This is a genomic window from Lysobacter niastensis (genome assembly GCF_015453285.1).
Taxonomy (GTDB): Bacteria; Pseudomonadota; Gammaproteobacteria; order Xanthomonadales; family Xanthomonadaceae; genus Lysobacter_J; species Lysobacter_J niastensis.
On the sequence record NZ_JADLZT010000012.1, the window covers coordinates 124,399 to 151,171 of the forward strand.

21 protein-coding genes are annotated in these 26,773 nt (G+C 63.2%); 8 read left to right on the forward strand and 13 right to left on the reverse strand.

The window, feature by feature from the left end; genetic code table 11:
* Nucleotides 1-98: 98 nt before the first annotated feature.
* From IU514_RS18200 to IU514_RS18230, 7 genes are read left to right on the forward strand one after another with little or no spacing between them, the layout of a single operon-like run.
* Nucleotides 99-1,535: a UbiA family prenyltransferase gene (locus tag IU514_RS18200; protein WP_194932561.1), complete on the forward strand. Its 1,437-nt coding sequence runs from the start codon at nucleotides 99-101 to the stop codon at nucleotides 1,533-1,535.
* Complete coding sequence (locus tag IU514_RS18205; protein ID WP_194932562.1) at nucleotides 1,535-2,836, forward strand: FAD-binding oxidoreductase; 1,302 nt, start codon at nucleotides 1,535-1,537, stop codon at nucleotides 2,834-2,836. The genes IU514_RS18200 and IU514_RS18205 overlap by 1 nt, the downstream gene beginning before the upstream one ends.
* 2 nt (nucleotides 2,837-2,838) lie before the next feature.
* Nucleotides 2,839-3,570 carry an SDR family oxidoreductase gene (locus tag IU514_RS18210; protein ID WP_194932563.1) on the forward strand — a complete coding sequence of 244 codons (732 nt, stop codon included), beginning with the start codon at nucleotides 2,839-2,841 and terminating at the stop codon, nucleotides 3,568-3,570.
* Nucleotides 3,570-4,520, forward strand: coding sequence for an NAD-dependent epimerase/dehydratase family protein (locus IU514_RS18215; RefSeq protein ID WP_194932564.1), 951 nt, complete (start codon nucleotides 3,570-3,572; stop codon nucleotides 4,518-4,520). Before IU514_RS18210 ends, IU514_RS18215 begins: the two co-directional genes overlap by 1 nt.
* Nucleotides 4,521-4,535: 15 nt before the next feature.
* On the forward strand, nucleotides 4,536-5,849 hold the full coding sequence (locus IU514_RS18220) for an NAD(P)/FAD-dependent oxidoreductase (RefSeq protein WP_194932565.1): 1,314 nt from the start codon (nucleotides 4,536-4,538) through the stop codon (nucleotides 5,847-5,849).
* Nucleotides 5,846-8,077 (forward strand): hypothetical protein, encoded by a 2,232-nt coding sequence (locus tag IU514_RS18225; RefSeq protein ID WP_194932566.1) that lies wholly within the window; start codon nucleotides 5,846-5,848, stop codon nucleotides 8,075-8,077. The genes IU514_RS18220 and IU514_RS18225 overlap by 4 nt, the downstream gene beginning before the upstream one ends.
* Nucleotides 8,074-8,463: a GtrA family protein gene (locus IU514_RS18230; RefSeq protein ID WP_194932567.1), complete on the forward strand. Its 390-nt coding sequence runs from the start codon at nucleotides 8,074-8,076 to the stop codon at nucleotides 8,461-8,463. Before IU514_RS18225 ends, IU514_RS18230 begins: the two co-directional genes overlap by 4 nt.
* A 15-nt stretch (nucleotides 8,464-8,478) precedes the next feature.
* Here IU514_RS18230 and IU514_RS18235 read toward each other — a convergent pair whose 3' ends face one another.
* The 11 genes from IU514_RS18235 to IU514_RS18285 all read right to left on the reverse strand — a co-directional run bounded on the left by IU514_RS18235 (nucleotide 8,479) and on the right by IU514_RS18285 (nucleotide 23,214).
* Nucleotides 8,479-9,018 (reverse strand): hypothetical protein, encoded by a 540-nt coding sequence (locus IU514_RS18235; protein WP_194932568.1) that lies wholly within the window; start codon nucleotides 9,016-9,018, stop codon nucleotides 8,479-8,481.
* A gap of 31 nt (nucleotides 9,019-9,049) precedes the next feature.
* Nucleotides 9,050-10,597 (reverse strand): glycosyltransferase family protein, encoded by a 1,548-nt coding sequence (locus IU514_RS18240; RefSeq protein WP_194932569.1) that lies wholly within the window; start codon nucleotides 10,595-10,597, stop codon nucleotides 9,050-9,052.
* A gap of 43 nt (nucleotides 10,598-10,640) precedes the next feature.
* Complete coding sequence (locus tag IU514_RS18245; RefSeq protein ID WP_194932570.1) at nucleotides 10,641-12,203, reverse strand: hypothetical protein; 1,563 nt, start codon at nucleotides 12,201-12,203, stop codon at nucleotides 10,641-10,643.
* A gap of 162 nt (nucleotides 12,204-12,365) precedes the next feature.
* A complete protein-coding gene (locus tag IU514_RS18250) occupies nucleotides 12,366-13,127 on the reverse strand; it encodes a class I SAM-dependent methyltransferase (RefSeq protein WP_228760860.1) in 762 nt (253 codons plus the stop codon).
* Nucleotides 13,128-13,182: 55 nt separating this feature from the next.
* Nucleotides 13,183-14,058 (reverse strand): class I SAM-dependent methyltransferase, encoded by an 876-nt coding sequence (locus tag IU514_RS18255; RefSeq protein WP_194932572.1) that lies wholly within the window; start codon nucleotides 14,056-14,058, stop codon nucleotides 13,183-13,185.
* A gap of 14 nt (nucleotides 14,059-14,072) precedes the next feature.
* Complete coding sequence (locus IU514_RS18260; RefSeq protein WP_194932573.1) at nucleotides 14,073-14,984, reverse strand: NAD-dependent epimerase/dehydratase family protein; 912 nt, start codon at nucleotides 14,982-14,984, stop codon at nucleotides 14,073-14,075.
* Nucleotides 14,981-18,391 (reverse strand): glycoside hydrolase family 99-like domain-containing protein, encoded by a 3,411-nt coding sequence (locus tag IU514_RS18265; RefSeq protein WP_194932574.1) that lies wholly within the window; start codon nucleotides 18,389-18,391, stop codon nucleotides 14,981-14,983. Before IU514_RS18265 ends, IU514_RS18260 begins: the two co-directional genes overlap by 4 nt.
* Nucleotides 18,334-19,701 carry a class I SAM-dependent methyltransferase gene (locus tag IU514_RS18270; protein WP_194932575.1) on the reverse strand — a complete coding sequence of 456 codons (1,368 nt, stop codon included), beginning with the start codon at nucleotides 19,699-19,701 and terminating at the stop codon, nucleotides 18,334-18,336. The genes IU514_RS18265 and IU514_RS18270 overlap by 58 nt, the downstream gene beginning before the upstream one ends.
* A gap of 34 nt (nucleotides 19,702-19,735) precedes the next feature.
* Nucleotides 19,736-21,169: an ABC transporter ATP-binding protein gene (locus IU514_RS18275; RefSeq protein ID WP_228760848.1), complete on the reverse strand. Its 1,434-nt coding sequence runs from the start codon at nucleotides 21,167-21,169 to the stop codon at nucleotides 19,736-19,738.
* Complete coding sequence (locus tag IU514_RS18280) at nucleotides 21,159-21,950, reverse strand: ABC transporter permease (protein ID WP_228760849.1); 792 nt, start codon at nucleotides 21,948-21,950, stop codon at nucleotides 21,159-21,161. The genes IU514_RS18275 and IU514_RS18280 overlap by 11 nt, the downstream gene beginning before the upstream one ends.
* 85 nt (nucleotides 21,951-22,035) lie before the next feature.
* Nucleotides 22,036-23,214: a cystathionine gamma-synthase gene (locus IU514_RS18285; protein ID WP_194932577.1), complete on the reverse strand. Its 1,179-nt coding sequence runs from the start codon at nucleotides 23,212-23,214 to the stop codon at nucleotides 22,036-22,038.
* Nucleotides 23,215-23,320: 106 nt separating this feature from the next.
* On the opposite strand from IU514_RS18285, the gene IU514_RS18290 reads away from it, so the two are divergent.
* Nucleotides 23,321-24,286 carry a hypothetical protein gene (locus IU514_RS18290; protein ID WP_194932578.1) on the forward strand — a complete coding sequence of 322 codons (966 nt, stop codon included), beginning with the start codon at nucleotides 23,321-23,323 and terminating at the stop codon, nucleotides 24,284-24,286.
* Between the two features lie 7 nt (nucleotides 24,287-24,293).
* Here IU514_RS18290 and IU514_RS18295 read toward each other — a convergent pair whose 3' ends face one another.
* Both IU514_RS18295 and IU514_RS18300 read right to left on the reverse strand, forming a co-directional pair.
* Nucleotides 24,294-25,238 carry a 2OG-Fe(II) oxygenase family protein gene (locus IU514_RS18295; protein ID WP_194932579.1) on the reverse strand — a complete coding sequence of 315 codons (945 nt, stop codon included), beginning with the start codon at nucleotides 25,236-25,238 and terminating at the stop codon, nucleotides 24,294-24,296.
* Nucleotides 25,238-26,614 (reverse strand): pyridoxal-phosphate dependent enzyme, encoded by a 1,377-nt coding sequence (locus IU514_RS18300; RefSeq protein ID WP_194932580.1) that lies wholly within the window; start codon nucleotides 26,612-26,614, stop codon nucleotides 25,238-25,240. The genes IU514_RS18295 and IU514_RS18300 overlap by 1 nt, the downstream gene beginning before the upstream one ends.
* Between the last annotated feature and the right edge of the window lie 159 nt (nucleotides 26,615-26,773).

The window sequence follows — 26,773 nt, forward strand, 5'->3', positions numbered from 1 at the left end:
CGGGACGTGGGTTACGTCCTGCCGGAAATGCGCGATGCCCGTTGATAAAATGTTTTCTTGCAGGCGGCCAGCCAATGCTGGCCGAAGGGGAGCAAGTGATGGAGCACGGTAACCGCCCGGGGTCGGAAAACGTGGCGCTGTGCGTGGATCTGGACGGCACGCTGCTGAGATCGGATGTGCTGTACGAATCCCTGCTGGCGTTGCTCAGCCGGAACCCGCTCTACCTCTTTCTGCTCCCATTCTGGCTGTTGCGCGGCAAGGCCGCGCTCAAGCACGAGATTGCGTCCCGGGTCGAACTCGATCCGGCAACGCTTCCTTACGACGAACGCCTGGTCTCGCTGCTGCGCGAAACGAAGGCGCGCCCGCGCGTGCTGTGTACGGCCACCAATGCCAAGTTCGCCCATCACATCGCCCAGCACCTGGGCGTGTTCGATCAGGTGCTGGCCAGCGACGGCCAGCTGAACCTGTCCGGGCATCGCAAGGCCTCGGCACTGGTCGAGCGCTTCGGCGAACGCGGCTTCGATTACGCCGGCAATGAGAGCATCGACCTCGACGTCTGGTCGCGTTCGCGTGGCGCCTGGGTCGTCAATGGACCGGAATCCCTCGCGCGCCGCGCCGCGCAGGTGACGACCGTCGACAGGCACTTGCCGGCACGGCGCGGCAACCTGAATACCTGGATCAAGGCGATCCGGGTCCACCAGTGGCTGAAGAACCTGCTTGTGTTCCTGCCGCTGCTGGCATCGCATCGCTTCTATGACGCAGCCTCCGTGGCCCAGACCGGCATCGCTTTCCTGGCGTTCGGACTGTGCGCGTCGGGCGTCTACGTGCTCAACGACCTGCTGGACCTGCCTTCGGACCGGCGTCATCCGCGCAAGCGGTTGCGTGCATTCGCGGCCGGCGCACTGCCCTTGCTGCACGGCCTGGTGGCCGCACCGATGCTGACCTTGGCGGGCTTTGCGCTCGCCTGGCTGGTGGGTCCGTTGTTCGCGCTTGTCCTTGCCGGCTACTACGTGATGACGCTCGCCTACTCGCTGCGGCTCAAGCGCGTGGTGATGGTGGACGTGGTGGTGCTCGCGGGCCTGTACACGATCCGCATCATCGGCGGCGCAGCGGCCATCGACTCGCCGCTTTCGTTCTGGCTGCTGGCCTTCTCGATGTTCATTTTCCTCAGCCTGGCCATGCTCAAGCGCTATACCGAGCTTGCGGCGATGCTGGCCAACGGCCAGGAGAAAGCCAGCGGCCGCGGATACGCAGTGGACGACCTGCCATTGATCCAGTCGCTCGGCGCCGCCAGCGGTTACCTCGCCGTGCTCGTCTTCGCGCTCTACATCAACAGCCCCGAGAGCATCGCGCTCTACGGTCGTCCGCAAGTGCTGTGGTTGATCTGCCCGATGCTGCTCTACTGGATCAGCCGCGCATGGATCAAGGCGCATCGGGGCGGCATGGACGATGACCCGGTGGTGTTCGCGGTGACCGATCGGGTCAGCCAGATCGTCATCGCCATCTGCGGCCTGCTGGTGCTGGGCGCGATCTGATGTCGGGAATGGGGCAATCCTGGGGTGGATACCCGAAGGCACACCAGCTACTGGTACCGCTGAGCGATCGCCGCGCCCCGCTGCCTGACTTCGAAGGCACCGCCCTGCCCTACGGCAATGGTCGCAGCTACGGCGACAGCTGCCTCAATCCGGACGGCACGCTGCTGCATGTGCGTAGTCTCGATCGCTACATGGCATTCGACCTTGCCACCGGCGTGTTGCAGTGCGAAGCGGGCGTCACGCTGGCCGAGATCCTGGACCTGGCGGTGCCGCAAGGCTGGTTCCTGCCGGTGACGCCGGGCACTCGCTACGTCACCATCGGTGGCGCGATCGCCAACGACGTCCACGGCAAGAACCATCACCGCGCCGGCACGTTCGGCCACCACGTGCTGCGCTTCGAGCTGCTGCGCAGCGACGGTTCGCGCACGGTGCTCGCTCCGGGTGACGCATCCGGGCTGTTCGAAGCCACGGTGGGCGGACTCGGACTGACCGGTGTGATCACGTGGGCAGAAATCCGCTTGCGTCGCGTTCCGGGCCCCTGGATGGAGGCCGAATCGATCCGTTTCGGACATCTCGACGAGTTCTTCGCACTGTCCGCCGAATCGGCCGCCACGCACGAGTACACCGTTGCCTGGGTCGACTGCCTCGCACAGGGACGCTCGCTCGGGCGCGGCCACTTCCTTCGTGCAGACCATGCGCCAGGCGAGGCAGGCGCAGCCACGCCGCGATCATCCCGCCTTTCGATGCCCGTTGTGCCCCCCATTTCGCTGGTGAACGGCTTCAGCCTCAAGCCGTTCAACTGGCTCTACTACCACCGCCAGCTCACGCGGACCAAACGCGGCAGTTCGCATTACGTGCCGTACTTCTATCCGCTGGACGGCATCGCGCACTGGAATCGCATGTATGGTCCGCGTGGATTCCTGCAGCACCAGTGCGTGCTGCCACCGGCAGCTGCCCGCGATGGCATCGCCGACATGCTCAAGGCGATCGCACGCAGCGGTACCGGCTCCTTCCTCGCCGTGCTCAAGGAGTTCGGAGATAGGTCTTCGCTCGGCATGCTGTCTTTTCCGCGCCCGGGCACCACGCTGGCACTCGACTTCCCGAATGCCGGCGAGGAAACCTTCAGGCTCCTCGACCGCCTGGACGCGATCGTCGCCGAGGCGGGCGGAGCCGTATACCCGGCCAAGGACGCGCGCATGTCCGGCGCGCTGTTCCGCGACGCCTTCCCGCAATGGCGGGCGTTCTCCCAATACATCGACCCCCGTTTCTCATCCGGGCTCTGGCGCCGGGTGATGGAGTGAACATGCAACGAGTTGTCATCATCGGCGCCACATCCGCCATCGCCGAAGCCACTGCGCGTCAGTTCGCATCACGCGGCGCGGGGATGTTTCTCGTGGGGCGCGACCTGGAACGCCTGGACGCGATCGCCGCGGACCTCCGGGTTCGCGGCGCGCATGGCGTCACCACCCATCGCCTGGACATCAACGACATTGCAGCGCACGCAGCGATGATCGAAGCGGCCTGGTCCGCCATGGGTGGTGTGGACGTGGCATTGATCGCGCACGGCACCCTGCCCAACCAGGCCCGATGCGAGCAATCGGTCGAGTACGCGATGCAGGAGTTCGCAACCAACGGAACTTCGACGATCGCGCTGGCCACGGCCATCGCCCCGCGCCTTTCCGACGGCGCCACGCTCGCGGTGATCTCCTCTGTCGCCGGCGACCGCGGCCGCGCCAGCAATTACCTTTACGGCAGCGCAAAGGCGGCAGTCACCGCGTTCCTCAGTGGCATGCGCCAGAGCCTGTCCCCCCGTGGCGTCAACGTGCTGACGATCAAGCCTGGCTTCGTCGACACACCGATGACTCGCGAGTTCAAGAAGGGCGCCCTGTGGGCCAAGCCCGATCAGGTTGCTCGTGGAATAGTCGCCGCCATCGACAAGCGCCGTGCGGTCGCCTATCTGCCCTGGTTCTGGGCCGGCATCATGCTGGTGATCACCCATATCCCCGAGTTCGTTTTCCGCAGGATCAAGCTCTGATGTCGCCTCCCGGCAAGAATCAACGCATAGTGCTCACCGGCGCCGCCGGCCTGGTGGGGCAGAACCTCATCGTCGAGATGAAGCAGCAGGGCTACACCCGGTTGGTGGCCATCGACAAGCACGCCCACAACCTTGAGATCCTGCGCAAGCTTCACCCGGACGTAGAAACGGTGCATGCCGATCTTGCCGAGCCCGGCGATTGGGAGGCCGCCTTCTCGGAAGCCCAGATCGTGGTGCAATTGCATGCACAGATCACTGGGAAAACCCGCGACCTCTTCGACCGCAACAACATCGACGCCACGCGTCTCGTACTGGACGCCTGCAAGCGGCATCGAGTTCCCTATGTCGTTCATATCAGCTCTTCGGTGGTCAACTCCGTCGCCACCGACGACTACACCGAGACCAAGAAGATCCAGGAGGCGATGGTCGTCGCCAGCGGCCTGAGCCACAGCATCCTGCGTCCGACGCTGATGTTCGGGTGGTTCGATCCCAAGCACCTGGGCTGGTTGTCGCGCTTCATGGCCAGGACGCCTGTTTTCCCGATTCCTGGCGACGGCAAGTTCATGCGCCAGCCGTTGTACGAACGCGATTTCTGCCGCTGCATCATCAAGTGCATTGAGCGCCAGCCGGACGGGACTATCTACGACATCGTCGGAGACACCCGGATCGACTATGTCGACATCATCAAGACTATCAAGCGCGTGAAGGGTCTCAGGACGCTGATCGTCCATATCCCGATTGGCTTCTTTGCCATCCTCCTGCGCACCTACGCGCTGTTCAGCAAGAAGCCTCCGTTCACGGCGGACCAACTCAAGGCCTTGTCGGCCGGCGACGACTTCAACGGCGTCGACACCGAAACCGTCTTCGGCGTCCGCCAGCACTCCTTCGAAGCCGCGGTACGAGAGAGCTACTGCGACCCTACCTACGGGCACATTGTGCTCAAGCGATGAGTCATGGATACGATTATGAATAACCGCAGGAAGTTCGCAGTTGTCGGCGCCGGTCCTATGGGGCTGATGGCAGCGATGCGCCTGCTGGAGGCCGGTCACGAGGTCGACATCTACGAGCGTGACGACCGCATCGGCGGCATGTCGGCAAGCTTCGACTTCGACGGCCTCAAGATCGAGCGTTACTACCACTTCATCTGCAAGACCGATTACCCGCTGTTCGAACTCCTCTCAGAACTTGGACTGTCCGACACGCTGAAGTGGACGGACACCAAGATGGGCTACTACTACGACGGTACGCTCTACAAGTGGGGGACGCCGTTCGCCCTGCTCTCCTTTCCCAAGCTCGACATCGTCAGCAAGTTCCGGTACGCGCTGCACGTCATGACGACGAAGGGGATCCAGGACTGGACGGCCTTGGACAAGGAGAACGCGACCACCTGGCTGCGCAAGTGGCTAGGCCAGCGCGGTTACGACGTTCTCTGGCGCCGTACATTCCAGCTCAAATTCTTCGAGTACACCGAGAACCTGTCGGCCTCCTGGATCGGCACGCGCATCAAGCGAATCGCGTTGTCGCGCCGCAACCTGCTCAACGAGAGTCTCGGTTACATCGAGGGCGGCTCGGAGACGCTCCTTGAGGCCATGGAGCGGAAGATCGTCCAACTCGGGGGACGCATCCATCTTCGCTGCGGAATTGATCGCGTTGTGGTCGAGAACGATCGCGTCTCCGGCGTGGACGTGGGGGGCAAGTTCCATCCGATGGACGCGGTACTGTCGACCGCACCTATCCAGTATGTGCCCGCGATGGTGCCGGGCCTGCCGGCGGATTTCGCCAGCAAGGTGCGCGCCATCGAGAACATTCCGGTTGCATGCGTGATTCTCAAGTTGAGGCACGCACTCACCGAGAACTTTTGGATGAACATCAGTGACGAGCGGATCGAGATCCCGGGTGTAATCGAGTACTCCAATCTCAATCCGGGCACCCGCGAGGGCGAGCACATCCTGTACGCGCCTTTCTACATGCCCAAGACCCATCCGAAATGGTCACTGCCCAATCAGGAGCTGATCGACGAGGTTATCGGTTACCTCGGCAAGCTCAATCCGGCGTTCCGCCAGGACTGGGTGCTGGCCAGCCACTGCCATCGCTACGATTTTGCGCAGACCATCTGTCCGCCTGCCTTCCAGGCCATGCTCCCGCCGATGAAGACCCCGGTCGATGGCTTCTATATGGCTGATACGTCGTACTACTACCCTGAGGACCGCTCGATCAACGAAAGCATCGCCACGGCCGACCGGCTTGTGTCGGTTGTATTGGCGGATCGCGCGGAATGAGTGCATGGAGCGCGCACTGGCGACGCTGGGCCGCCGCCCTGGCGATCACGGCCTTCGTCTTGGTGGGTGCCTTGCTCGCGTGGCCGGAGCCGCCGGCACGCGTGCTCATTCCTGCCGATGGTTGGCAGGTCGAGGGCGCGTTCGTTCCCTTGGAGGCGCCTCACAAGGATCAACGCAAGAGTGTTCGTTCCGCGCCCGAGATGCGTTACTGGCGCTCTTGGAGTCCCGAACGAGGAAGCCAGCCCGGCGTGCTACGCACGAAGCCCTTCACTCCGGATGGCCCATTCGCCGTTCCTTACAACGGCTTCGCAGGGGAATCTGGGGTGAGCGCATTCGTCGAATGCGTGGGCTCGGGCCGCAGGATCTACCTCGCCACCAGTCGCAACAACACTCAATGGTCAGAGGTCTTGATCGAACGGCCGCGGGAGTTCTGCGCTGGCGACGTTCGCGTTGTTGCCGTGACCACCAGCACTCGGGATTACATCGCACTCGGATCCCCTTACGGCTTGTCTCGACTTTCCGTACTCAAGCGTTCGTCGGTAGGCGGGTTCTGGTTCCTCATCTTCGCCTGGGGCACGATGGCGGGCTGGTACCTGCTGGGCAGCCGTGCCGTCATAACGCGATCACTCCCGATCACGCCGGCCAGCGCCGGCCTGATCTGCATGGGCCTGATCGGCTTCGCTCAGTTCTTCGTCTATTGGTATGAGCGCCACGTCGGACTGCTCTTCTCCTTGATACTGGTCACGACGGGCACGGGCGCGCTGGTCCGCGAATGGGTGGGACGCCGCTCGCAGGCGTCCATGTCTGCCGACCTGCGGCCCGTGGTGTTTGCCTTGTGCGTATGGTTGGCAACCGCCGTCGGCTATTTCGCATTGGCTTCCATGGTCGACAGTGGTGCTGGCCCCTGGGAGATGAATGGCCGATTCACACCAGCCCGCTGGTCCACGGACAACCAGTTGCCTGGATTCGTGTCGCGGGTCCTTGTATCGGGCAATCACGAAGACCTGTCGGATTTTTCGGTATGGTCGCTCGCCGATCGTCCACCGTTGTCCTATGGGTGGCACGCTGCGCTCCACGACATTTTCGAGCGACTTGGCCGCCTCAACGACGGCACGATGCTGCTTCCCACGTTTCAACTCGCGATCGGTGTGGTGCTGAACACCGTATGGGCCGCCTTCCTGGCGCTTGTGCTCCCTGGTCTCGGCATGTCGCGCCTCCGAGTCATGTTGACCATCGCGATCCTGGCGTTGTGTCCATTGTTCATCTTCAACAGTCTGTTCACCTGGCCCAAGCTACTGAGCGGCACACTTACTCTTGCGGCTGCGTGGATCCTTCTGGGCTTGGAAAAGCCGACGCTCAGGCTTCGCGACGATGACGTTGGGCTCGCGACAGCGGCTGCTCTGTCGGCTTTGGGCCTGCTTACCCATGGCGGCAGCGCCTTCGGCATATTGGCCATGCTGGCGTTGGCCGTCTTCTACCGCGGCCTTCCGTCGATAAGGGGCGCTTCGATTGCATTCGCAGTTGCAGTCGCGTTGATGCTGCCGTGGAACCTGTGGCAGGCAAGCACGCACTTCAGCGGGAATGCCTTGGTGAAGTTCGCTTTCGCCGGAACCTTCGGCTTCGACGAGCGGGAGCTCGGGGTTCTGGACACGATCCTTCGCAGCTATCGCGAGCTTGGCATGGAAGCATGGCTCGCAAAGAAGCGCGACGGGCTCCTCACCATCTTCTTCGGCCTCCGCAACAGTTGCGGGCTGAACGAGATGGGGCAGGCGCACTCCATCGTGGATCGCTGGCGGGCCTCGGACTTCTACAACATCGTCCCTTCGCTCAATGCGCTGTTACTGGGCTTCATCGCGTTGGGATCGGCCTACAAGCGCAAGAGCTCTGACCAGAATTGGCAGGCCAGTCGTCGACTCGTGGTGTTCGCGGTGATGTCCGTCGCCTTAAGCTGGCTGGCAACGTGGGATTGTTTCATCAACCACCACCAGTCCTACCAATCCTTGATGGCGCTGCATCTTGGTCTGGTCATGGCCTTGTTGGCTGCGGGACGATGGGGCGTCGTGGCGCTGGGCCTCAGCGTCCTGTATGGCCTGGGGGTCTGGGTCATCGAGCCGCTGGGACACTTCCCGCGCTTCGACTGGCTCTCCTCAGGTGTCCTGGCCGCGTTGGCCATCATCACCATCCATCAGCTGCACGTGCTGCGTGAACCGCGGGAGCCCATGCATTGAAGCGCTTCATTTACTTTGCGATTGCAGGTGGTATCGCTGCAGCAGCCAACTTCGGTTCGCGAATCCTGCTCGGGAACGTTTTCAACTACTCGACGTCCATCGTGATCGCCTACGTGATCGGAATGATCACGGCATTCCTGCTGAATCGCGCTTTCGTTTTCCCGGAGGGAAACGAGGGAATCCACAAGCAGGCCGGATGGTTCATCGCGGTCAACATGCTGGCGGTGCTACAGACGCTGGGTATCAGCCTGCTGTTGGCACGCGTCGTGTTTCCCTCTGTCGGCCTGGACTTCCATCCTGAGACCCTGGCACACGCGATCGGCGTGATTGTGCCGATCTTTACAAGCTATCTGGGCCACAAGACGTACACCTTCCGAACCCGCTGACGAGGGCCTGCCCCGTCATTGGCTCGCCTTCACATCGACCACACCGACGCTCAACCAGTCGCACCAAGGCACGCCGTTTCCTTGGTCGACTTCGATGGTGAGTTTGGACGCGCCGTCGATCGTCACGCCGACAGTGCCGGCGTAATGCCGATCTACCGTCAGTTTTGACTCGGGCCCCTTGTCCAACCGCCACATGACGTCCACGACGCCTGCCGCCGGGTTGCCTGCGCAGTCCTTCACGGTCGAGAAATCCTCGATGTGCGGGGCAATTGCCAGAGATTCGATCGCGGATACGTCAAAGGTGATCGACGCCCTCCGCTCTGCGCTTGGGTGAAGGAAGTATCTCGAGCGGTGCTTCACTTCGATCGGCGCGAAGGCGTCCTGCTTCTCAACGACGCGATCCTTCATGATCGACAGACCGGCCTCGAGCCGATCCTCCGCCACAGCATCCTGCGAGGCGACTTGAACAGGCTCCGGCTTCGTCATCGCCGGAACAGCGATGGCTTGAGGGTCCGGCAACGCTGTGTCGCGATCACACCCGGCGGCAGCGAGCATCAGCAGAAGGGCTGCACGGCTTCCAACACATTTACTCATGTTTCTTCTCTCGGCTTGCGACGATTACCTGACAATCCGCCACGCTGTGCACTTGCTGACCCCGTGAATAGCGCTCGACCAGTGCATCGATTGCGGACGACCGCTCCGGATCGGCTGGTGTCGCGCCGGGACACCTGACCACCGCGCCTACTGCGTTGCCACCGAAGGGCCTGCTTGAGGCCGTCAATGCCTTGAATCGGTCGACACCTACCCAGTCGGGCATCATGACAGCGCGGCGCTCAGCGTAGTACGGCAACGCGGCATCCCAATCCAGGCCCAGCACCAGCAGGACGCTGCCGGGATCCGTTTCCTGTTTCAGGAACGAGGCGATCCGCATTTCCCGGCTCGACCGCATGTCCGAAGCGATCTCGGGCACATAACGTCTCCACGTGTGCTGCCATGACAGCACGCACACCAGCAGTACGAACAGTGCGCCCAGATAGGAGCCCACCCTGGGGATGTCAGCGACGTTCCGGATTGCAAGCGCCAGCAAGGTGGTCGCAAAGACCATGTTGGCGTACTGGTAGTAGTCGTGAACCTGGTGCAGGTTGGTGAACACAGCAAATGGCATCAGGTAGCTGATGAAGAGCAGAACGCCAGGGATTCGCGTGGACCGTGCTGCCAGCACAATGGCGAGGGCCATAGGCAATAGCCAAGGGCTTCCCAACCCATCCCGCACCGAACGGCTGAGCGCCACCTTGCGCCAGAAGCCGACATCCAACCGCTGCGGCCACGTGCCGTAGTTCCAACCCCCGAGCTGGCTCGAACCGAGGCTATCCCCCCATAGCGTCTGCGCCTTCAATGCGTCGGCGTGCAGCAACCAGACCTTGAGACTTAGCAGTGACAGCAGGATTGCCACCGAGCCATACACGGCCAAAATGGCCGCTCGCCTCCTCTGGGCGGCATCGCCTGCCACCATCCATTGGATCGCGATTGCACCCGCTGCGAAGAATGCGAAACCGAAGAACGTGGTGATCTTGACCAGGGCGCCTGCACAAGCCACTGGCACCGCGCAGACCAGCCACCCCCAGCGCGGCGACCGGGCGTATTCGGCAAGGCACCATACGAATGCAATGCCAAGGCAAAGCGCCGTGGACTCAATCATCACCGCCCGGCTCCAGAACGCCATCAGAGGTGAAGCCAGCAGCGCCCCCATGCAGAGCAGCGCCGTCCTGCGATCACCGCTCCAGAGCAAAGCAACCCGGTAGACGAGCGCGCAGGCTGCAAGAAAGAACCCGACGCTGAGCACCCTGCCCGTGCGATCGATATCGATGAGCGAAGTTCCGGGCGCGAACTCCGCCACCAGAAGCTGATAAACCGGAACCTCGAACGGAATCGACCACGGGTATCCCGTGACCGGGGTGATGTAGCTCCAGAAAGGGGCGCCTCGTACAAGCCAGTACGCCGATAGCGCGGTCTGCGCCTGACGGAAGCCAAACAGATCCAGAATCGGCTGCGACCAGCTGATTGCGATCAGGTAAACGACCAATGCCAGCCCGTAGGCTGGCATTAGGTGCATGTACGACAGTCGCCTGCGCATGCCGGGAAGCTGGGTACCGCCGTAACCTGCCGGGCTTGTCAGATCATGGCGTGTACTTGCGGATGGTGAAATCGGTATCGACTGCGTAGACAGAGTAGCCCCATCGCTCGATGAACAAGGGCTTGGCAGTGATCCGGTCCACTTCGCGATAGTGGCTGAATGTTTCAGGGAAATAGCGCTGGAACTCGTCCAGTTCCTGCGGTCGCAGTACCGCATAGCTTGGCTTCAGACGGTCAATGACGCCGCCCATCCTGACCTCCGGAAGGTTCCGGATGACCTCCACGACCTTGGGGGAGCTCAGGCCTGGGAAGTCGTACGTAGTCTTGCCGCGGATCTCATAGCCCATGTAACCCAGCGGCTCGAGGAATACCGAATCATTGGGCCCCATAAGCTCGTTGAGGCGCTTGCCCACCCGCTGGCGGACAGCGATCTCGATCTCGTCCTGGACGATACGGTCTGTGTAAAAGGTGTAGGGAACATGGATTCCGTAGGCGAGCACCAGAGCCGCAGCCAAGGCAGCGGCCACTTTCTGGGCCCGGCCCTGGATCGCATTCAAGCCGAAGGCCGCGATCAGGAACAACAGCGCAATGAACGGCGGCAGATACCACATGTAATAGGGGTTCAGCGTCGCTACGGTTTTGTAGCCGATAAAGACGAGCACCGTTGCCACGACCACCATCATCTTGGTGTTGCGCCGCGCCAGCACGAGGATCATGCCGATCACGGCCAGCGCCAGGACGGTCAAGGTGACTGCGACGATCAAGGCCCGCGGCACCGGCGCGGTATTGGTAATCGACCACTCGAGGAACGGAGCCATGTGCTTCCAGGATTCGAGGAAGTACTGGGTCATGGCATCGATCGTGTGATCGAACAGGCTGATGCGCCCCCCCCACGTCTTGGCTCGAATCGTGTTGGGCACGATAGACCCGAAATAGCTGATCGCAAAAATGGCCCAAGGCAACACGATCGCCAGCGCCGCAGCAATGACCCTAACCAGCGCGTCGCGACGGAAGATCAGGAGCCACAAGCCAACCAGCGCCACGAAAGCCTGGAACTCCGGACGTGAGAGCAGTGCCAGACCGCACGCCACGCCCAAGGCGATCCAACGCTCGGCGAACAGGAAGTACACGCCGGCCAGCAGGATCGCGGTAACGACCTGCGTCTCCATGCCGGACATGCCGAAGAAGATCTGCAACTGATCGACGGCGAGGTACCCGAGGAGCAGCACCTGCGCGGGCTTGCCGAACTCAAGCTTGCGGCCGATCGAGTACGCAAAGTAGATGGCCGCCACGCTGCCGGCCAGCGCCGTCAGTCGCAACGCCAAAAGGCCATTGCCAAACAGGACACCCACCAACGGGATCAGCACACTGATCGGCGATGTGAAGCTGTGTACCCGAGGCTCGCTGGGATGATGGGTAAAGCCCATTCCGTCCCAGAAGTTCTCCGCAGGCGTCAGGGTAATGAGCGCGTCTTCCCAGATCCGCCCCGTATAGGCCCAATGAGCGATGCGCAACACCACTGCCAGCACCGCAAAAGCGATCAGTAGCGGATTCTCGCGTACGTAGTGCCTCAGGGCACTCGGAGTGTATTGGCTTGCGCTCGACATGGCGTGTTTGCAGTAAGAATGATAAGTGGGCCTATCGGCAGCCGACAGGCCGCGTGCAGACCATCAAAGGAACATCGTGGCGCACCCCGGCGCCAACCCCGGTGTTTTTTACCACATCAGCCAGCGATCGACCAAGAAACGCCGATAAATCAGCAGGATTCGTTACCAAGCTTCGTCGACAGCTGGCTTTCCGTAGACCACGACGTCCTGGTGATCCGCCCAGGCTCGCTCGCTGTACGAAAAGACACGAATCCCCTCCAAATGCTCGAGCATGCTCAGTATCGCGCTGGGGCGGGCGAGCGATATCCCATAGTTGCCGGGGACATGGTCGACGCTCTCGGACGACACATAGTCGGCATAACCATAACCGCGGGCATGGTAACCGTTGACGATCTCCTGCCAGCGGTCCTCGCCTATGTATGGCATGCGCTGGTGCACGGACTGACTCCACCGACCGTGCATGGTTGCCACCACGATCCCACGGGCGGTGAGGAACTTCGCCAAGTGAGCCAGCCAGCTCCTGCACTGGGGCTCCGCCACGTGCGTGAACAGCGACCCGACCCAGATCAGGTCGTACTTCGTTCCAAAGTCGACTTCCGAGAGCTCGGGGCGGGACACGACCGGCACGGCTCCGAACTGCTCTGCGCAGTAGCGAACGCCGTCGGCATCCAGGTCGCAAGCGTGAAACTCGGCCGTTGGAAACATCCGCACCAGATGGCGAAGGACCCTGCCATGCCCGCACGGAAGATCAAGCACACGGTTCACCTGAGGAACGTAACTTGACATCAACCCCGCCAGGATGACCTCCACGGCGCTACGGCCAACCTCCAAATACCACTGATTCTGCATCTGGTCGTTCGGAGACACCTGCGTGGCGACCGGCAGGGCCCCGTAGTCACTCAGACAGCGCTCGATCAAGGCCATGTTGTACACGTCCCCCTCCCTCCCGAGTAATCCGAGTAATCCGAGTATTTGCGACTTACTTTCGCTTCAGGGCAAAACACGCCTGGTCATACTTTGTGCCATCGAAATAACCGGAGACGAACTCGAACTGGTCATCGAATCCAGTGCGAGCATACTGCTCTGGAATCCATGTCTCGCCGTAGAAACTCTCGTCGCGAGGACCACCCCCTCCCACTCCCTGCGATGAGGCGTGGATGAAGCGCCCCGCGCGATAGGCCTCACGAACCTGGCTCAGATCAGGGAACAGTTGCCCCAATGCTTGTACGTACGGCGAGCTCGACGCGCCTTGCCCCTTGGCCCATTCGCAGAAATCAAAAAAGGAGTCGTGCCGGGTGGTGAAGGCGACCACCCCTCCTGGACGCAGGATGCGAGCGAACTCACGCATCCATGACTGACAGGCCTCCTCGGAAAGATGCGAGAAAACCGAGTACAGATAGATGATGTCGAAGGAGCTGTCTTCGTACTTCGTAGGCGGAAACGGAGCGCACAGCTCGAACTTGTCGGAACGGGTCAGGTCACGGGTGATCTCGACGAACGCGGGGTCCACATCAAGGCCGTGAATGTTGGCAAGGCTGATGCGCTCCATGAAAACACGCGAGATGCGGCCCCAACCAAAGCCGAAGTCCAGTGCACGCGTCGATCGATCCAACACCAGGCCTGCGCGGCGCGCGGCATCCAGGACGTTGTCGTAGAACGCGTGGGCTTGTCGCAGCGCCGCTTCCGAAGAGAGGCCGGTGGTATTGCGCTGGAGCTCCTCGGGCGGGAATGCAGGCAGCAGCTCACCGAGCGGGCTGAGTTGCTGAGAAGTCAGGCTCCTTATCAGCGTGGAGAGCCAAGGGCCATCGTTCTGCTCGGTGCCCGGTGCGGCATCCTGATCTACGGTTTGACTCATGAAAGCCTCACAACTTAGGAGTGAATGAACGCCGACCAGGTGCGGACTATCCCTTCGCGCAGCGGAACCCGGGGAAGCCAGCCCAAACGTGAGGTGGCAGCATCGATATCTAGCACGATTCGTGAGACATCGAAATCCCTGCCGGGCAGGTACTGGACCGGCAGGTCACGGCCGGTGACATCGCGTATCAACTCACAAACCTCGTTGAGGCTGTGCCCGGCACCGCTGCCCACATTGAGTACGCCACATTCGCCCGACGTCATGGCAGCGACGGCGGCGGCGACCAGATCCTCGATGTAGAGGTAGTCGCGAACGATGGTTCCGTCACCCCAGATCGACACGCCCTCGCCGCTGAGGGCTCGCCCCAGGAATGCCGCTATGGCGCCCTGGACTCCCGAGGTTGACTGACGAGGCCCATAGGGATTGGAAGGCCTCAGCACCAATGGGTCCAGCAACCCCAGGCGCCAGTACATCATCAGGTAATTTTCAATCGCGACCTTCACCACGCCGTAAGACGAAATCGGTCGGAGCGGATGATCTTCGCGCACCGGCGACGCGTCTGGGTTTCCGTATACGGTCCCCCCGGAGGAGAAGTACACGATGCGCCGCGTACCGGCCCGCTGCATCGCTTCGATCAGTCGCAATGCGCCGACCAGATTCGATTCGACGTCGAACACCGGGTCGCGGTTGGACGTGCCCGGCACCGTCGAACTGGCCAGGTGAAAGACACCCTCGATACCCTCGAGGGCGGATTCCAGCGTTCCTGCATCCTCGAGTCCGCCGAGGAGATATTCGGTGCCGGCCCAATCCACGTCTCGCCGGGCGGGTGTGCGATCGAGCACGCGCACTGCGTGTCCGGCCTTGCGCAAGGCCTCCACGAGGCTGGAGCCGAGAAATCCATTTCCGCCGATCACCAGCAGTTTCATGAGCCGTGCACCTCTGCTTCCGGTTCCGTCGAAGGCAGGCCGAAGTGTACGCGCAGTGCCCTCAGGTACCTGGCGGCGGACTCGCGGGCAGTTTGCTCCACCGGGAACAGGCGCTGCGCTGCGAATTGCACCCGCTCGACCTCAGAGTAATGCCTCTGGGCATCGCCCCCCAGCGTCACGCTGTTTGAGTGTCGCCGGTGCTGGTTCAGGGGTGCAGCTTCGAACGCAACCTTGCCCTTCTGCAACAACAGCAGGTACACGAGCCAGTCGCCCGCGATCCGGTAGCTGGAGATCTCCTCGATATGTGCGCGCATTACATCCAGTAATGCCTGTCGCCTGAATACGACGGCACTCACGTTTGGCAACGTATTCTTGACCGCGAGGCCCGCATTGACTTCCGCCAAGCCGGTCGCGACGTAACTCGCGCACCAGCGCCGCGTGTCCAGCTCGTCGGTATAGGCGCGATAGCTGGACGCCATCACCTGCCCGGACTCGTCGATCTGCTCGGACTGGGCGTACGCCATAACCACGCCCGGATCACCCTGCATCAGGTGGAGGAGACGCCCGAGCAATTCGGGCCTCGCAAGGTCGTCGGCCTCAGCAATCCAGACGAACTCGCCCCGCGCACGCTCGGCTCCCTTCAGCCACTGCCGGAACACGGAACCACTGTTGGTCTCGCACGGAATGACCTGGGGCTCCGGATGGAGGTTGGCCCGTAGGGTTTGCAGCGTCTGGAGGCTCTCGTCGCCCGACGCATCATCAAGGACGATGATCTCGTATGGCGGCAGCGTCTGTTCCGCGATCGACTCCAGACGCTCGCGCAGGTAATGCGCGTAGTTGTAATTGGGAACGACCACCGACACACGCGGCAATCCGGCGCCGCCCATCGCAAGCAGGTCCATCGCATAGGCGCGGAAGGAGAAGTCCCGATCGATCAGCTCGGCGCCTTCACGGCCGATCCGCCTGCTTTCATCGCTGCCGGAAGCCATGCGCTGCAGCATTGCAGCGAATGCCTCGACATCGAAGGCCGGCACCACCGCACCTCCTGTGCTGCCAAGCAGGTCGGCGCCACCGCCAGTGCCTTCGAAGGCGACTACCGGCGTTCCCACCGACAGGCTTTCCAGCACGACGGACGGGAATGGATCCTCGCGGGATGCCAGCGCGTACACGTCCGCGCCCGCGTAATAGTCGTCGGTATCGAAGTCGAGGCCCACGAAGTGGAAGCGGTCGGCCACGCCGCCTTTGCTCAGGATCTCGCCCACTTCGGGTTCCAGGCCGACATCGCGGTGTCCCACCCACACGAAGTGCATGCTCGGATCTGTCGCGCAGCAGAGCACCGCAGCCTGGGCCAGCAGGTCCACGCCCTTGCGCCGATCTGCATAACCGACGGCCAGCACGACTTTGGCGTCAGCAGGCAAGCCCAGACGTTCGCGCAGACGGCGGCGGGCCTGCACCGATCGCAGCTCGCCTCGATGGCGGCTGCGCGTGAACAGTCCCTGCGGCCGCACGGTTACCAGTCTCCCGAGATCGTGCTCGTCAAGGAATTCCGACAACCCCGCCCTCACGGCATCGGCCGCGACCACGATGCGATCGGCGCAAGCGGCAATATCCTGGATCGCCGACTCAAGGCCGTAATCGCGGATGACGCCCGGCAACTCGTGGACAAGCGACACGACACGCAGGCCGGCCTTGCGCAGCGGACGAACCACCCGCCCCGCCACGGCGGTGTTGGCGATGGCGAGGTCGCAACCTTCCCGATGCAGGCGCAACGCGAGAGTCTCTACATCCTCGCCGTCCCCGTACGCCCGATGGACCGTTGCAACGGCCTCGAAGTCACCCTCCAACGTGCCGCCGCCCTGGAGCAGCACCTCGACGTCGACGCCCATCCGGCGGAGTTCGCGCACCAGGTTCAGCGCCAGGTACTGCGCACCATGCGGATGGGCGTCATGCGAGACCACCAGCACCTTGCGGCGCGGCGTCCCGCCCGTCAAAGCATTGCGCGTCGCCTGCAGGAATGCGTAGCCGTATCGACGATCGGGCTCCAGGTGCGCTCCTTCAGCCCACTCGTTCCATGCGTTCACGAACACGACGCTTTCGCCCTGTACCGGGTGCGAACGCGAATAGTCCAATGCGTGGCTCAGCCAGTCCTGGTAGTGGGCTGGAGACGCGTGGGCAAACGTGTAGCCGCGTCCTGGCTTGCGCGCCTCATTGTCCCAACGCGGCGCCACGCCCTTGAACAGCGGATAGTCCGGCACCGGCCAGCGCTTACCGGCTTCGGCCAGGTCGCGGTAGTCGACGACATGCCCCGCATAGGCCGGATTGATGATGTCCAACGTGTGGTTGATGCACTTCAGCGAACGCCCGAGCTTGTGCGGCGGGAACTCCAGTGCCGCATCGAAGCCGCACGTCCTCGGGTCATCGATGTCGAACTGGACCATCGCCAGGAAGATCTCTCCGAGCCCGCTCTTGCGGCAGTGCTCGCGCCAACGCTCCACGGTGCGGCGGCTGTCCGGCAACAGCGACGGACGATAGACGATCACGAGCGGCTTTCCGTCGATACGTATGTAGCGAGGATCGCGAAGGTAACGCTCGATGTCGGCGATGAAGCGCTCGTCGTTGTCGTCGCTGTAGTTCTGGCCCAGCAATATTTCGCTGTCCATGCCATCCCAACGGCGCGTCCAGTTCTCGTTGGCCCAGCACAGGCAGAACGGAAGGTCGATCGATGGGTCGTTGACAAACTGGTCGAGCGGCCGCTCGAGCAGGCGACGACCGGAGAACCAGTAGTAGTGGAAGCAGAAGCCGTGGACGCCGTAAAGCTTGGCGAGTTCGGCCTGCCGCCTCATCACCTCGACGAGCCGCAGGTCGTAGAAACCCAGTTCGCCAGGCAGGTGAGGCTGGTTGTGTCCGAGGAACTGCGGCAGCGCCTTGGACACGTTGGTCCACTCGGTAAAACCACGCCCCCACCATTCGTCGTTCTCGGCGATGGGGTGGAACTGCGGCAAATAGAAGGCGATGACTTTTCCCAGCAACGGCGCGGACGGCGGTCCATTCGCCAAGCCCACGTATTCGGCTGAAAAATTGGAGCCGGTGCGCGACTGAAGGTCGCGGACATAGCGCTTCAGCAGCGAATCCGGCTGCACCGGGCCAGGCTCAACGGCACGTTCTTCAGTAGCCTTGGCCTGCTGGAGCGGATCGAAATAGACCCAACGCTGGTACGCGCTGGTATTGCGGAAGATCGGGGCGAAGGACGTGAACATCCAGCGCTTGACCCGCAGCTTGAAGCTCCAGCTGACCGGGAGACGTGCATAGGCCTCCTTGGCACAGCGCCCCAACAGGCTCGCCGTCTTGCTCACCGTCGACCTCCCAGCACATTGGACAGCGCGCGCAGCCAACTCGTGCTGCGCCATGAGAAGGAGTTGCGGAGTTCGCGCACCTCGGCATCACGCTCGGCGAGGGCCTGACGCACTTCTGACAGCACAGTTTCGTCCTCCTGGAGTCTGGCGTGCGACACCTCGAGCTGCGTCTCGAGCATACGCACCGCGGATTCGAGATCGGCATGCGATGCGGACACCGACTCCAGGCGTTGGCTGGCCGCCGATAGGCGGTCGAGCGCGGCCTCGAGGTCACCACTCAAGCGGCGGATGTCGGCATTGAGGATCGCCTCGGTCTCGCGCGCCTGAAGCAGGCGATTGAGCTTCGCATGCATCTCCTCGGCATCGCTGGTCCGCTTGTCGAGCCTGGCATACACCTCGGGCGCCATGGTCCGCTGCCCCTCGAGCAACTGGTCGAGCTTGGCTTGCGTTTCCGGCGCTGCGGCCCGCTGCCCTTCGATCAGCTGGTCGAGCTTGGCCTGCACGCTTGCCGCCGGAAGCGACACCAACTGAGCGGCCTCGAGCTCGCTTTCGAGGAGTCCGATGCGACGATCGGCATTGTTCACGCGCTCGGGGAGGTGTACGCCGTAAAAGCCCGCCGGATCCATGCCGTGCACGGTCGTCTCGAACAGCGAACCGCTCACGGGCGGTAGGGCTGCATCGCTCGCCACCAGCAGGTCGTACAACGGGCGGGCGAGCCCCCCGGCGACCGTCAGCTCGGAGCGATCGAGCTTCAGCGTCTCAACCGCGGTGGAGCCCGCATCCACTCCAACCATCAGGGATCCATGGACCACCCGTTGGCCGAACAGGGCAGCATGCCGGAAGTGCCTTCCAACCAAGGCCACGAACTCTTCCCGGAACAGCTCCTTCACGTGGTAAGGATTGCTGTAACCCGGCTCGATCGAGTAGTGGAGCTTGTTGGGGCTGGAGATGATCAGGATTCCATCGGGCTTCAGCACCCGACGGACCTCCGCCATCATTTCCTCGTGCTTGTCGTGGTGCTCGATGGTTTCGAAGCTCACGACCGCGTCGAACTGGGCATCGGCAAAAGGAAGCGAAGCGGCGGATGCTTCGACAAAGCGCAGGTTGTCGCCCGCGTAGCGGGCGCTGGCATGCATGACGGCATCCGGCGCGATGTCCACGCCTACGACCGAACGCGCGGCCTTGGAAATGATATCGCTGCCATAACCTTCGCCGCAGGCGACATCGAGCACGTCGAGCCCGGCAACCAGCCGTTTCGCGAAGTAGTACCGGTGCAGATGCTCGAAAGCGATCTGACCGGACACTTCCGGCAGGAATCGCTCGCCAGTGAACTCAAGATCATGGTCGTTGTGTTGCGTGGTCACTTCAAAGAATTCCTGGTGTTAACGATGCGGCAGGCTAGGCGATTTGCGACTCGGAACTCCCGACCAGGTCCAGACGGATCTCCTGCATCGGCACGCCCATCAATCCCAGGCAAACAGGCGTCGCATGGACATGCAGCGCGAGCGCCTCGTGCAGCCAGTGGTGCTGCACATGCGCCTCCTGCGTGCCTTCTGCGACGGCGACGCTGATCGTGTAGTCGCCTTCACGCATGAGGGGCATGCGGAACTCAAACGTGGCCATGACGACCTGGCCCGCCGCGACGCGCACAGGCCTGGTGAGCGTCGACAGATAGGTGTTGTCGGCGAAGATCGTCTGGCCCAGGCGGTCATAGACCTCGAAGCCGAGGATCGGCGTGTGCAACTCCTCAATCGCCTGGCAGGTCACGGTAAGGCGCACCGCCTGCCCCCCGACGACCCATGACAGCGGCCTGCCATCCATATCCTGGAACGCCGCATCAATGATGCGCGCCGAACCCGTGCCGAAGGCGGACGAATCGCGGAGGAAAGAGAAGACCTGGATATCGTTGCGCAAGGTACTGGAATCCAGCATGTCCTGGCGCATGTCCCGCGGCGCCAACTCCGGCACCCTGAAGACGTCCAGTGCAGGAGTCGCCGCTTCCGCCAGGTCGCGCGCCTGGTCCTCATAGAACAGGTCTTCCAGGTACTCGGCCGTGACTTCCTTCGTCGGCCCCTCGCGATGGACCTGGCCGTTCTGCATCCAGATGACCCGGTCGCACAGGTTGATCACTGCGGATGTGTCGTGCGACACGAACAAGACCGTCCCGCGCTTCATGAAATCGCGCAGGAAGCGCATGCACTTTTGTCCGAAGTACACGTCGCCCACCGAAAGCGCTTCGTCAACCACCAGCACATCGGCATCGGCATGCGCGATGACCGCGAATGCCAAACGCACATACATGCCGCTCGAGTAGGTCTTCACCGGCTGGTCGATGAACTCGCCGATATCGGCGAATGCGAGAATCGAATCAAACCGTTGCTCGAGTTCCTCCCTGCTCAGGCCGAGCAAGGCGCCATTCATGTAGACGTTCTCGCGACCGGTGAACTCGGGGTTGAACCCGGCGCCAAGCTCGAGCAGCGCGGCCACGCGGCCACGCACGTCGACCGCGCCGCCCGTGGGCGTGAGCGTTCCGCAGATGGTCTGCAGCAGCGTCGACTTTCCGGACCCATTCCGGCCGATGATTCCGACCGTCTCGCCTTTGCGGATCTGCACCGATACGCCCTTGAGCGCCCAGAACTCCTTGTAATAGGCGCGCTGCTGCATTCCGGCCATGCGCTGGATGCGTGGCAGGAGCGACTGCTTCAGTCGGTCTTCCGGTCGTGCGTAGATCTGGTAACACTTGGACACGGAGTCGACGTTTATGACTACGTCACGTTCCGGCGCAATGGAGTCAGGGACTGGGTGCATGGCAGTCATGGCTTCAAACGACATCGGCGAAACCGTTGCGGGCGCGCTGGAAGCACCAGAACCCGAACCAGGCAAACATCAACGCGAGCAGAGCGTAAAGCCCCAGGCCCATCCAGTCGGGTGCCATTCCGAGAATGAGCACCCTGCGACCTTGTTCAATCACGAACGTCAGCGGATTGATGAGAATCAGCCAATGGAACTTTTGCGGCAGCGATGACAGCGGATAGAACACGGGTGACAGGAACATCAGCGCCGTGGCGAATAGCCCGGTGAGCATCCCGATGTCACGCACATAGACAGACGAAGATGCCAGCAGCCAGCCGAAGCCCATTGCGACCAGCACCAGCGGCAGCACGACGACAGGCAGCAGGATCGCAGTCCACGGAATGACGTGGCCAAGCACGAGTTGTGCAAGCAGAAGGACCGTGAAGCTGATGGCGGAGTGGAACAGGGCCGAACCGACTGCGATCCAGGGCAGCACCTCCAGAGGGAAAATCACGCGCTTGACGTAGCTGACGTTGCTCACGATCAGGCTCGGCGCCTTGGTGATGCACTCCGCCAGCAGTCCGTGGATGATCACTCCGACGAAGAGGATCGCCGCGAACCCTGCACGCGAGTTTTCCTGGTCGACGCCCCAGCGCGCCTTGAAGATCGTCGAGAACACGAAGGTGTAGATCGCCAGCATCAGCAGGGGATTGAAGAACGACCAGGCCAGCCCGACCAGTGACCCGCGATAGCGGCTAATGACGTCCCGACGCGTCATCTGGACGATGAGCTGCCAGTTGTCCAGCAGGCTGGCGAACATTGCCGAAGGACTCGCCGGGTGCCTTGCGTAGGGATTCATGCCTGCCCCCCGGCACCGGACGATGCGCGAGTATGGATCCTCATCATCAGGCCAATGCATCCTTGAGTTCGGCACGCAGGTCGCCCACGTCCTCGACCCCCACCGAAAGCCTGACGAGGTTGTCGCTGATGCCCAGTGTCGCGCGCCTATCCGCCGGCACCGAGGCGTGGGTCATGATCGCCGGATGGTTGACGAGGCTTTCCACCCCGCCCAACGACTCGGCGACGGTGAACAGCTCGCAGCGCTCCATCATCCTGCGGGCCGCGTCCAGTCCGCCCTTCACATAGATACTCACCATTCCGCCGAACCCGTACATCTGGCGCTTTGCCAGCTCATGCTGCGGATGCGACTTCAGCCCCGGGTACAGCACCTTCTCGATCGCCGGGTGCGTCTGCAGCCACTCGGCCAGCGCCTGGGCGTTCTCGCAGTGGGCCTTCATGCGCAGGTGCAGGGTCTTCAGGCCGCGCAGCGCCAGGAAGCTGTCGAACGGACCCTGCACGCCGCCGATGGCGTTCTGCAGGAAGGTCATCTTCTCGGCCAGCTCTGCATCGTCGCCGACCACCGCCACGCCGCCGACGATGTCGGAGTGGCCGTTGAGGTACTTGGTCGCCGAATGCATGACGATGTGCGCGCCGAGTTCGAGCGGGCGCTGCAGGATCGGCGAACTGAAGGTGTTGTCGACCACGACGATCAGGCCGCGCTTGCGAGCGATCGCGGCAATCTGGGCGATGTCGACCAACTTCAGCAGCGGATTGGTCGGGGTCTCGATCCAGACCATCTTCGTCTCGGGACGGATGGCGGCTTCGAACGCGGCGACGTCGCTTAGGTCGACCCAGCTGAAATCCAGTCCTGCCGAGCGGCGACGCACGCGCTCGAACAGGCGGTAGGTGCCGCCGTAGACGTCATCCATCGCGATGACATGGCTGCCCGAATCCAGCAATTCGAGGATGGTCGAGGTCGCGGCAAGACCCGAGGCGAAGGCGAAGCCGCTCGTGCCGCCTTCCAGCCCGGCGACGCAACGCTCGTAGGCGAAGCGGGTCGGGTTGTGGCTGCGCGAATACTCGAACCCCTGGTGCACGCCGGGACTGGACTGGGCGTACGTCGAGGTCGCGTAGATGGGCGTCATCACGGCGCCGGTGCTGGGGTCCGGAGACTGGCCCGCATGGATCGCGAGGGTGCCCAATCCGAGCTTGCGCCCGTCGCTGTCGGCGTGTCGTTCAGTCATTGCATCCTTCCAATTCCGCTAGCATGGGCGGTCGCCGATTCTATCATCGCCCATGCCCCAGCCTCGGCGCCTTCCAAGCGACTTCAGTCGCAATGCAGCGTACCCGTTGTTCGTCATCGACCCCCTCCAGGACCGTGGCTGGGTGTTGCATTTCGCGCCGGAGGATTACCGCCGCGCCAGCTTCCTGGACCGGCGCGCCCTGCACCACCGGGACATCCCCGGATGGGAGGTATCCCAGGCGGAAGTGGGCGCGGCGCTCGACGCGGAGCCGCCCATGGATCGCCTGCACTGGCTGTTCCATATTGGCCATTGCGGCTCCACTCTGGCCAGCCGCTTGATGGACCTGCTGCCCGGTGTTCTGGGCATCCGGGAGCCGCTGCCCTTGCTGACCCTGGCGGCAACCGACGACGCCACCACTCACGCATGGCTGGGGACGGTGACCCGGTTGCTCGCTCGCGGCTTCGATGACACGCAGGCGGTGATAGTGAAGCCCACCAGCCTGGTCGCGACGCTGGCGCCCCGGCTGCTCGTGGGTACCGGACAGGCCTGCCTGCTCTGGGTCGACCTGCAGACCTGGCTGGCGACGATGCTGCGCGAGCAGGAACTCGTCGAGTCGGTGTTCGCGCACGAGCACCTGCGTCTGGCCAATACCGGGCTCGCCAGCACTGCCCCACTGGCGGCGGCGGGTCCGCGACTGGCGCGGGCCTGGCTGGCAGAGCAGGTTCGCTGGCGCGGACTGGCCGCCGACCCGGCGCTCGCGCCGCGACTCATGGATCTGGATTTCGCCGAGCTCCTGGCGTCGCCGGCCGCCGCCACCGCGCGCCTGGCCCGGCACTACGGACTCCAGGCTCCGACCGACTGGCAGCAGCGGATCGATGAGTCGGGGCTGCTGACCCGTTACGCCAAAGATGGCGCCCAGCAGTTCGATGCGCAGACCCGCGAACGGGAGCTTGTTGTCGCCGCGAACCGCAACGCCGCAGCCATCGCCGAAGGATTGGACTGGGCCGAGGCAGCCGTCGTCGAGCTTGGCTTGCAGGACCTGAGGCCCAGACTCCGCCCGGCGAGTGCTTGAAAACCGGCTACGCCAGGAACGTCGTCATCGCGTAGCGGACGCCCCGATCGACAGGCAGCACCTCGTGCAGGATCGAGCACGAGAACACCAGGGCCGATCCGGTCGGCGGCGAAAAACGGTGCGGTCCGAACTCCGGATAGCGGAACTCGCCGCCGGTGTACTCGCCCTGGTTGAGGTTCACCGATAGCGCGAAGCGGCGGTGCGCTACATCAGGAGTTTCGTTGTCGCGATGCGCACGGAAGTACCCCGCGCCTTCCGGATAGGCCAGCAGCTTGAACGGATCGCGCCGGCTCACGTCGAAATTGAAGACGCGCGAGATCTCGGGCAACGCGCGGCGCAACAGGCGCTCGTGCATGCGCTGCTCCAGCGCGGCATCGCGGGGAAAGGTTTCGCGCCGCTGCTTGATCGAAGGGTCCACCTGCAATTTCTGCTGGCCGTCTTCGAGCAGGAGCACCGCGGACACATCACCGCCCGCACAGTCGACTTCCAGGTGCCGGATCAGGGCCGCACAGAGCTCCGGCTCGAACACGTCGGGTATCTGCAGCACCGGCGCCACCAGCAATGTCTGCGTCGCGTCCAACGCCACCGCCGGCACCGGGGCAGTCAGTGCGCCTCCCACAGGCAGCGTGTGGCGCTCCTGAAGGCGCAGGTTCGCGTCCACGCGCCACAGCGCATCCATGCCGAGCCCCGCACACCAGCGAGGGTCGGCGGCCAAGGCTTGCCACGGCGACGGCGCGCCGGATGGCGCCTCTGCGCCGATGCACAGCGCCGTGACGCCATCGGGCGGCACCGGCAAAGCCGCGGCGGCCGCGTCCGACGACGGCGTGGCCAGCCACAACGGCGCCCCGGCAAACTCGGCGTGCAACGCCGTGCTTTCACCGGCGGACGCGCGCAGCCGGACATTGGGCAGTCGGTCGCCCGGCAGCCAGTGTTCGGCGGCGGCGGCGTTCATCACTGCACGCGCCGGCGCAGGTAATTGAGCAGGTCGATGCGTGTGATCAGGCCAAGGAATTTCTCACCATCGACGACGATGGCGACGTGGCCGCGATCGAATACCGGCAGCAGCGATTCGATCGGCGAACGCACATCGATCTTGTCGAGCTTGCTGACCATTGCAGTCGATACCGGGTCGCGGAATCGCGATTCATCCCCGTACACATGCAGCAGCACGTCGCTTTCGTCGACGATGCCGACGATCGCATCGCCGTCCATCACCGGCAGCTGCGAGACGTCGTACAGCTTCATGCGCTGGTACGCGGTGACCAGCAGGTCGGTCGGCGCCACCACCACCGTGTCGCGCTGCGAGAACGGGCGCAGGATCAGGTCACGCAGGTCGCCGGTCGCCTGGCGCGCGAGGAATCCGTTGTCCAGCATCCAGTAGTCGTTGTACATCTTGGAGATGTACTTGTTGCCCGTGTCGGGCACCAGCGTCAGCACCTTCTTCGGCGTGGTCTGTTCGCGGCAGTACTTCAGCGCGGCGGCGAGCAGCGTGCCGGTCGAGGAGCCGCCGAGGATGCCTTCCTTCTCGAGCAGCTCGCGTGCGGTCAGGAAACTTTCCTTGTCGGTGATGGCATAGGCCTTCTTCACTCGCGTGAAGTCGGAGATCGGCGGCAGGAAATCCTCGCCGATGCCTTCAACCATCCAGCTCGCGGACTTTTCCGAGATCGTGCCGCGATTGATGTACTCCTCGAGGATCGATCCCACCGGGTCGGCCAGCACGAGTTCCGTCTGCGGCGACTTCTCGGCGAAGCAGCGCGACAGGCCGGTCATCGTGCCGGAACTGCCGCAGCCGAACACAACCGCATCGACGCCGCCGACCTCGGCCATCTGCTGCAGGATCTCCGGACCGGTGCCGAACTCGTGCGCAGCCGGGTTGTCCGGGTTGCCGAACTGGTTGATGAAGTAGGCGCCCGGGGTTTCGCGGGCGATGCGCTCGGCCATGTCCTGGTAGTAGTCGGGATGGCCCTTGGCCACGTCCGAACGCGTCAGCACGACCTGCGCGCCCATCGCCTTGAGGTTGAAGATCTTCTCGCGGCTCATCTTGTCGGGCACGACCAGCAGCAGCTTGTATCCCTTCTGCTGCGCGACCAGTGCGAGGCCGATGCCGGTATTGCCGGCGGTGCCTTCGACCAGGGTATCGCCGGGCTTGATCTTTCCGGCCTTCTCGGCCGCATCGATCATGGACAGGCCGATGCGGTCCTTGATCGAGCCGCCGGGGTTCTGCGACTCGAGCTTGAGGTAGAGCTCGCAGACGCCGGTATCGAGACGCTGGGCCTTGATGATCGGCGTGGAGCCGATCAGTTCGAGTACGGTGTTGTGGATGGCCATGCGGTTGCGCGGGTTCCCAGGGCCGCGTATCCCGCGGCGGACCCGGTCATTCTAGCCGGATGGGCCATGGCGTCCGCCGTAGCCGGCGGCAGTGCATCCCGGTGGATGCAGGTCCCAGGCAACGCGGGCAGCGGCGGCCGACGAGGTGGCCGCCGCGGC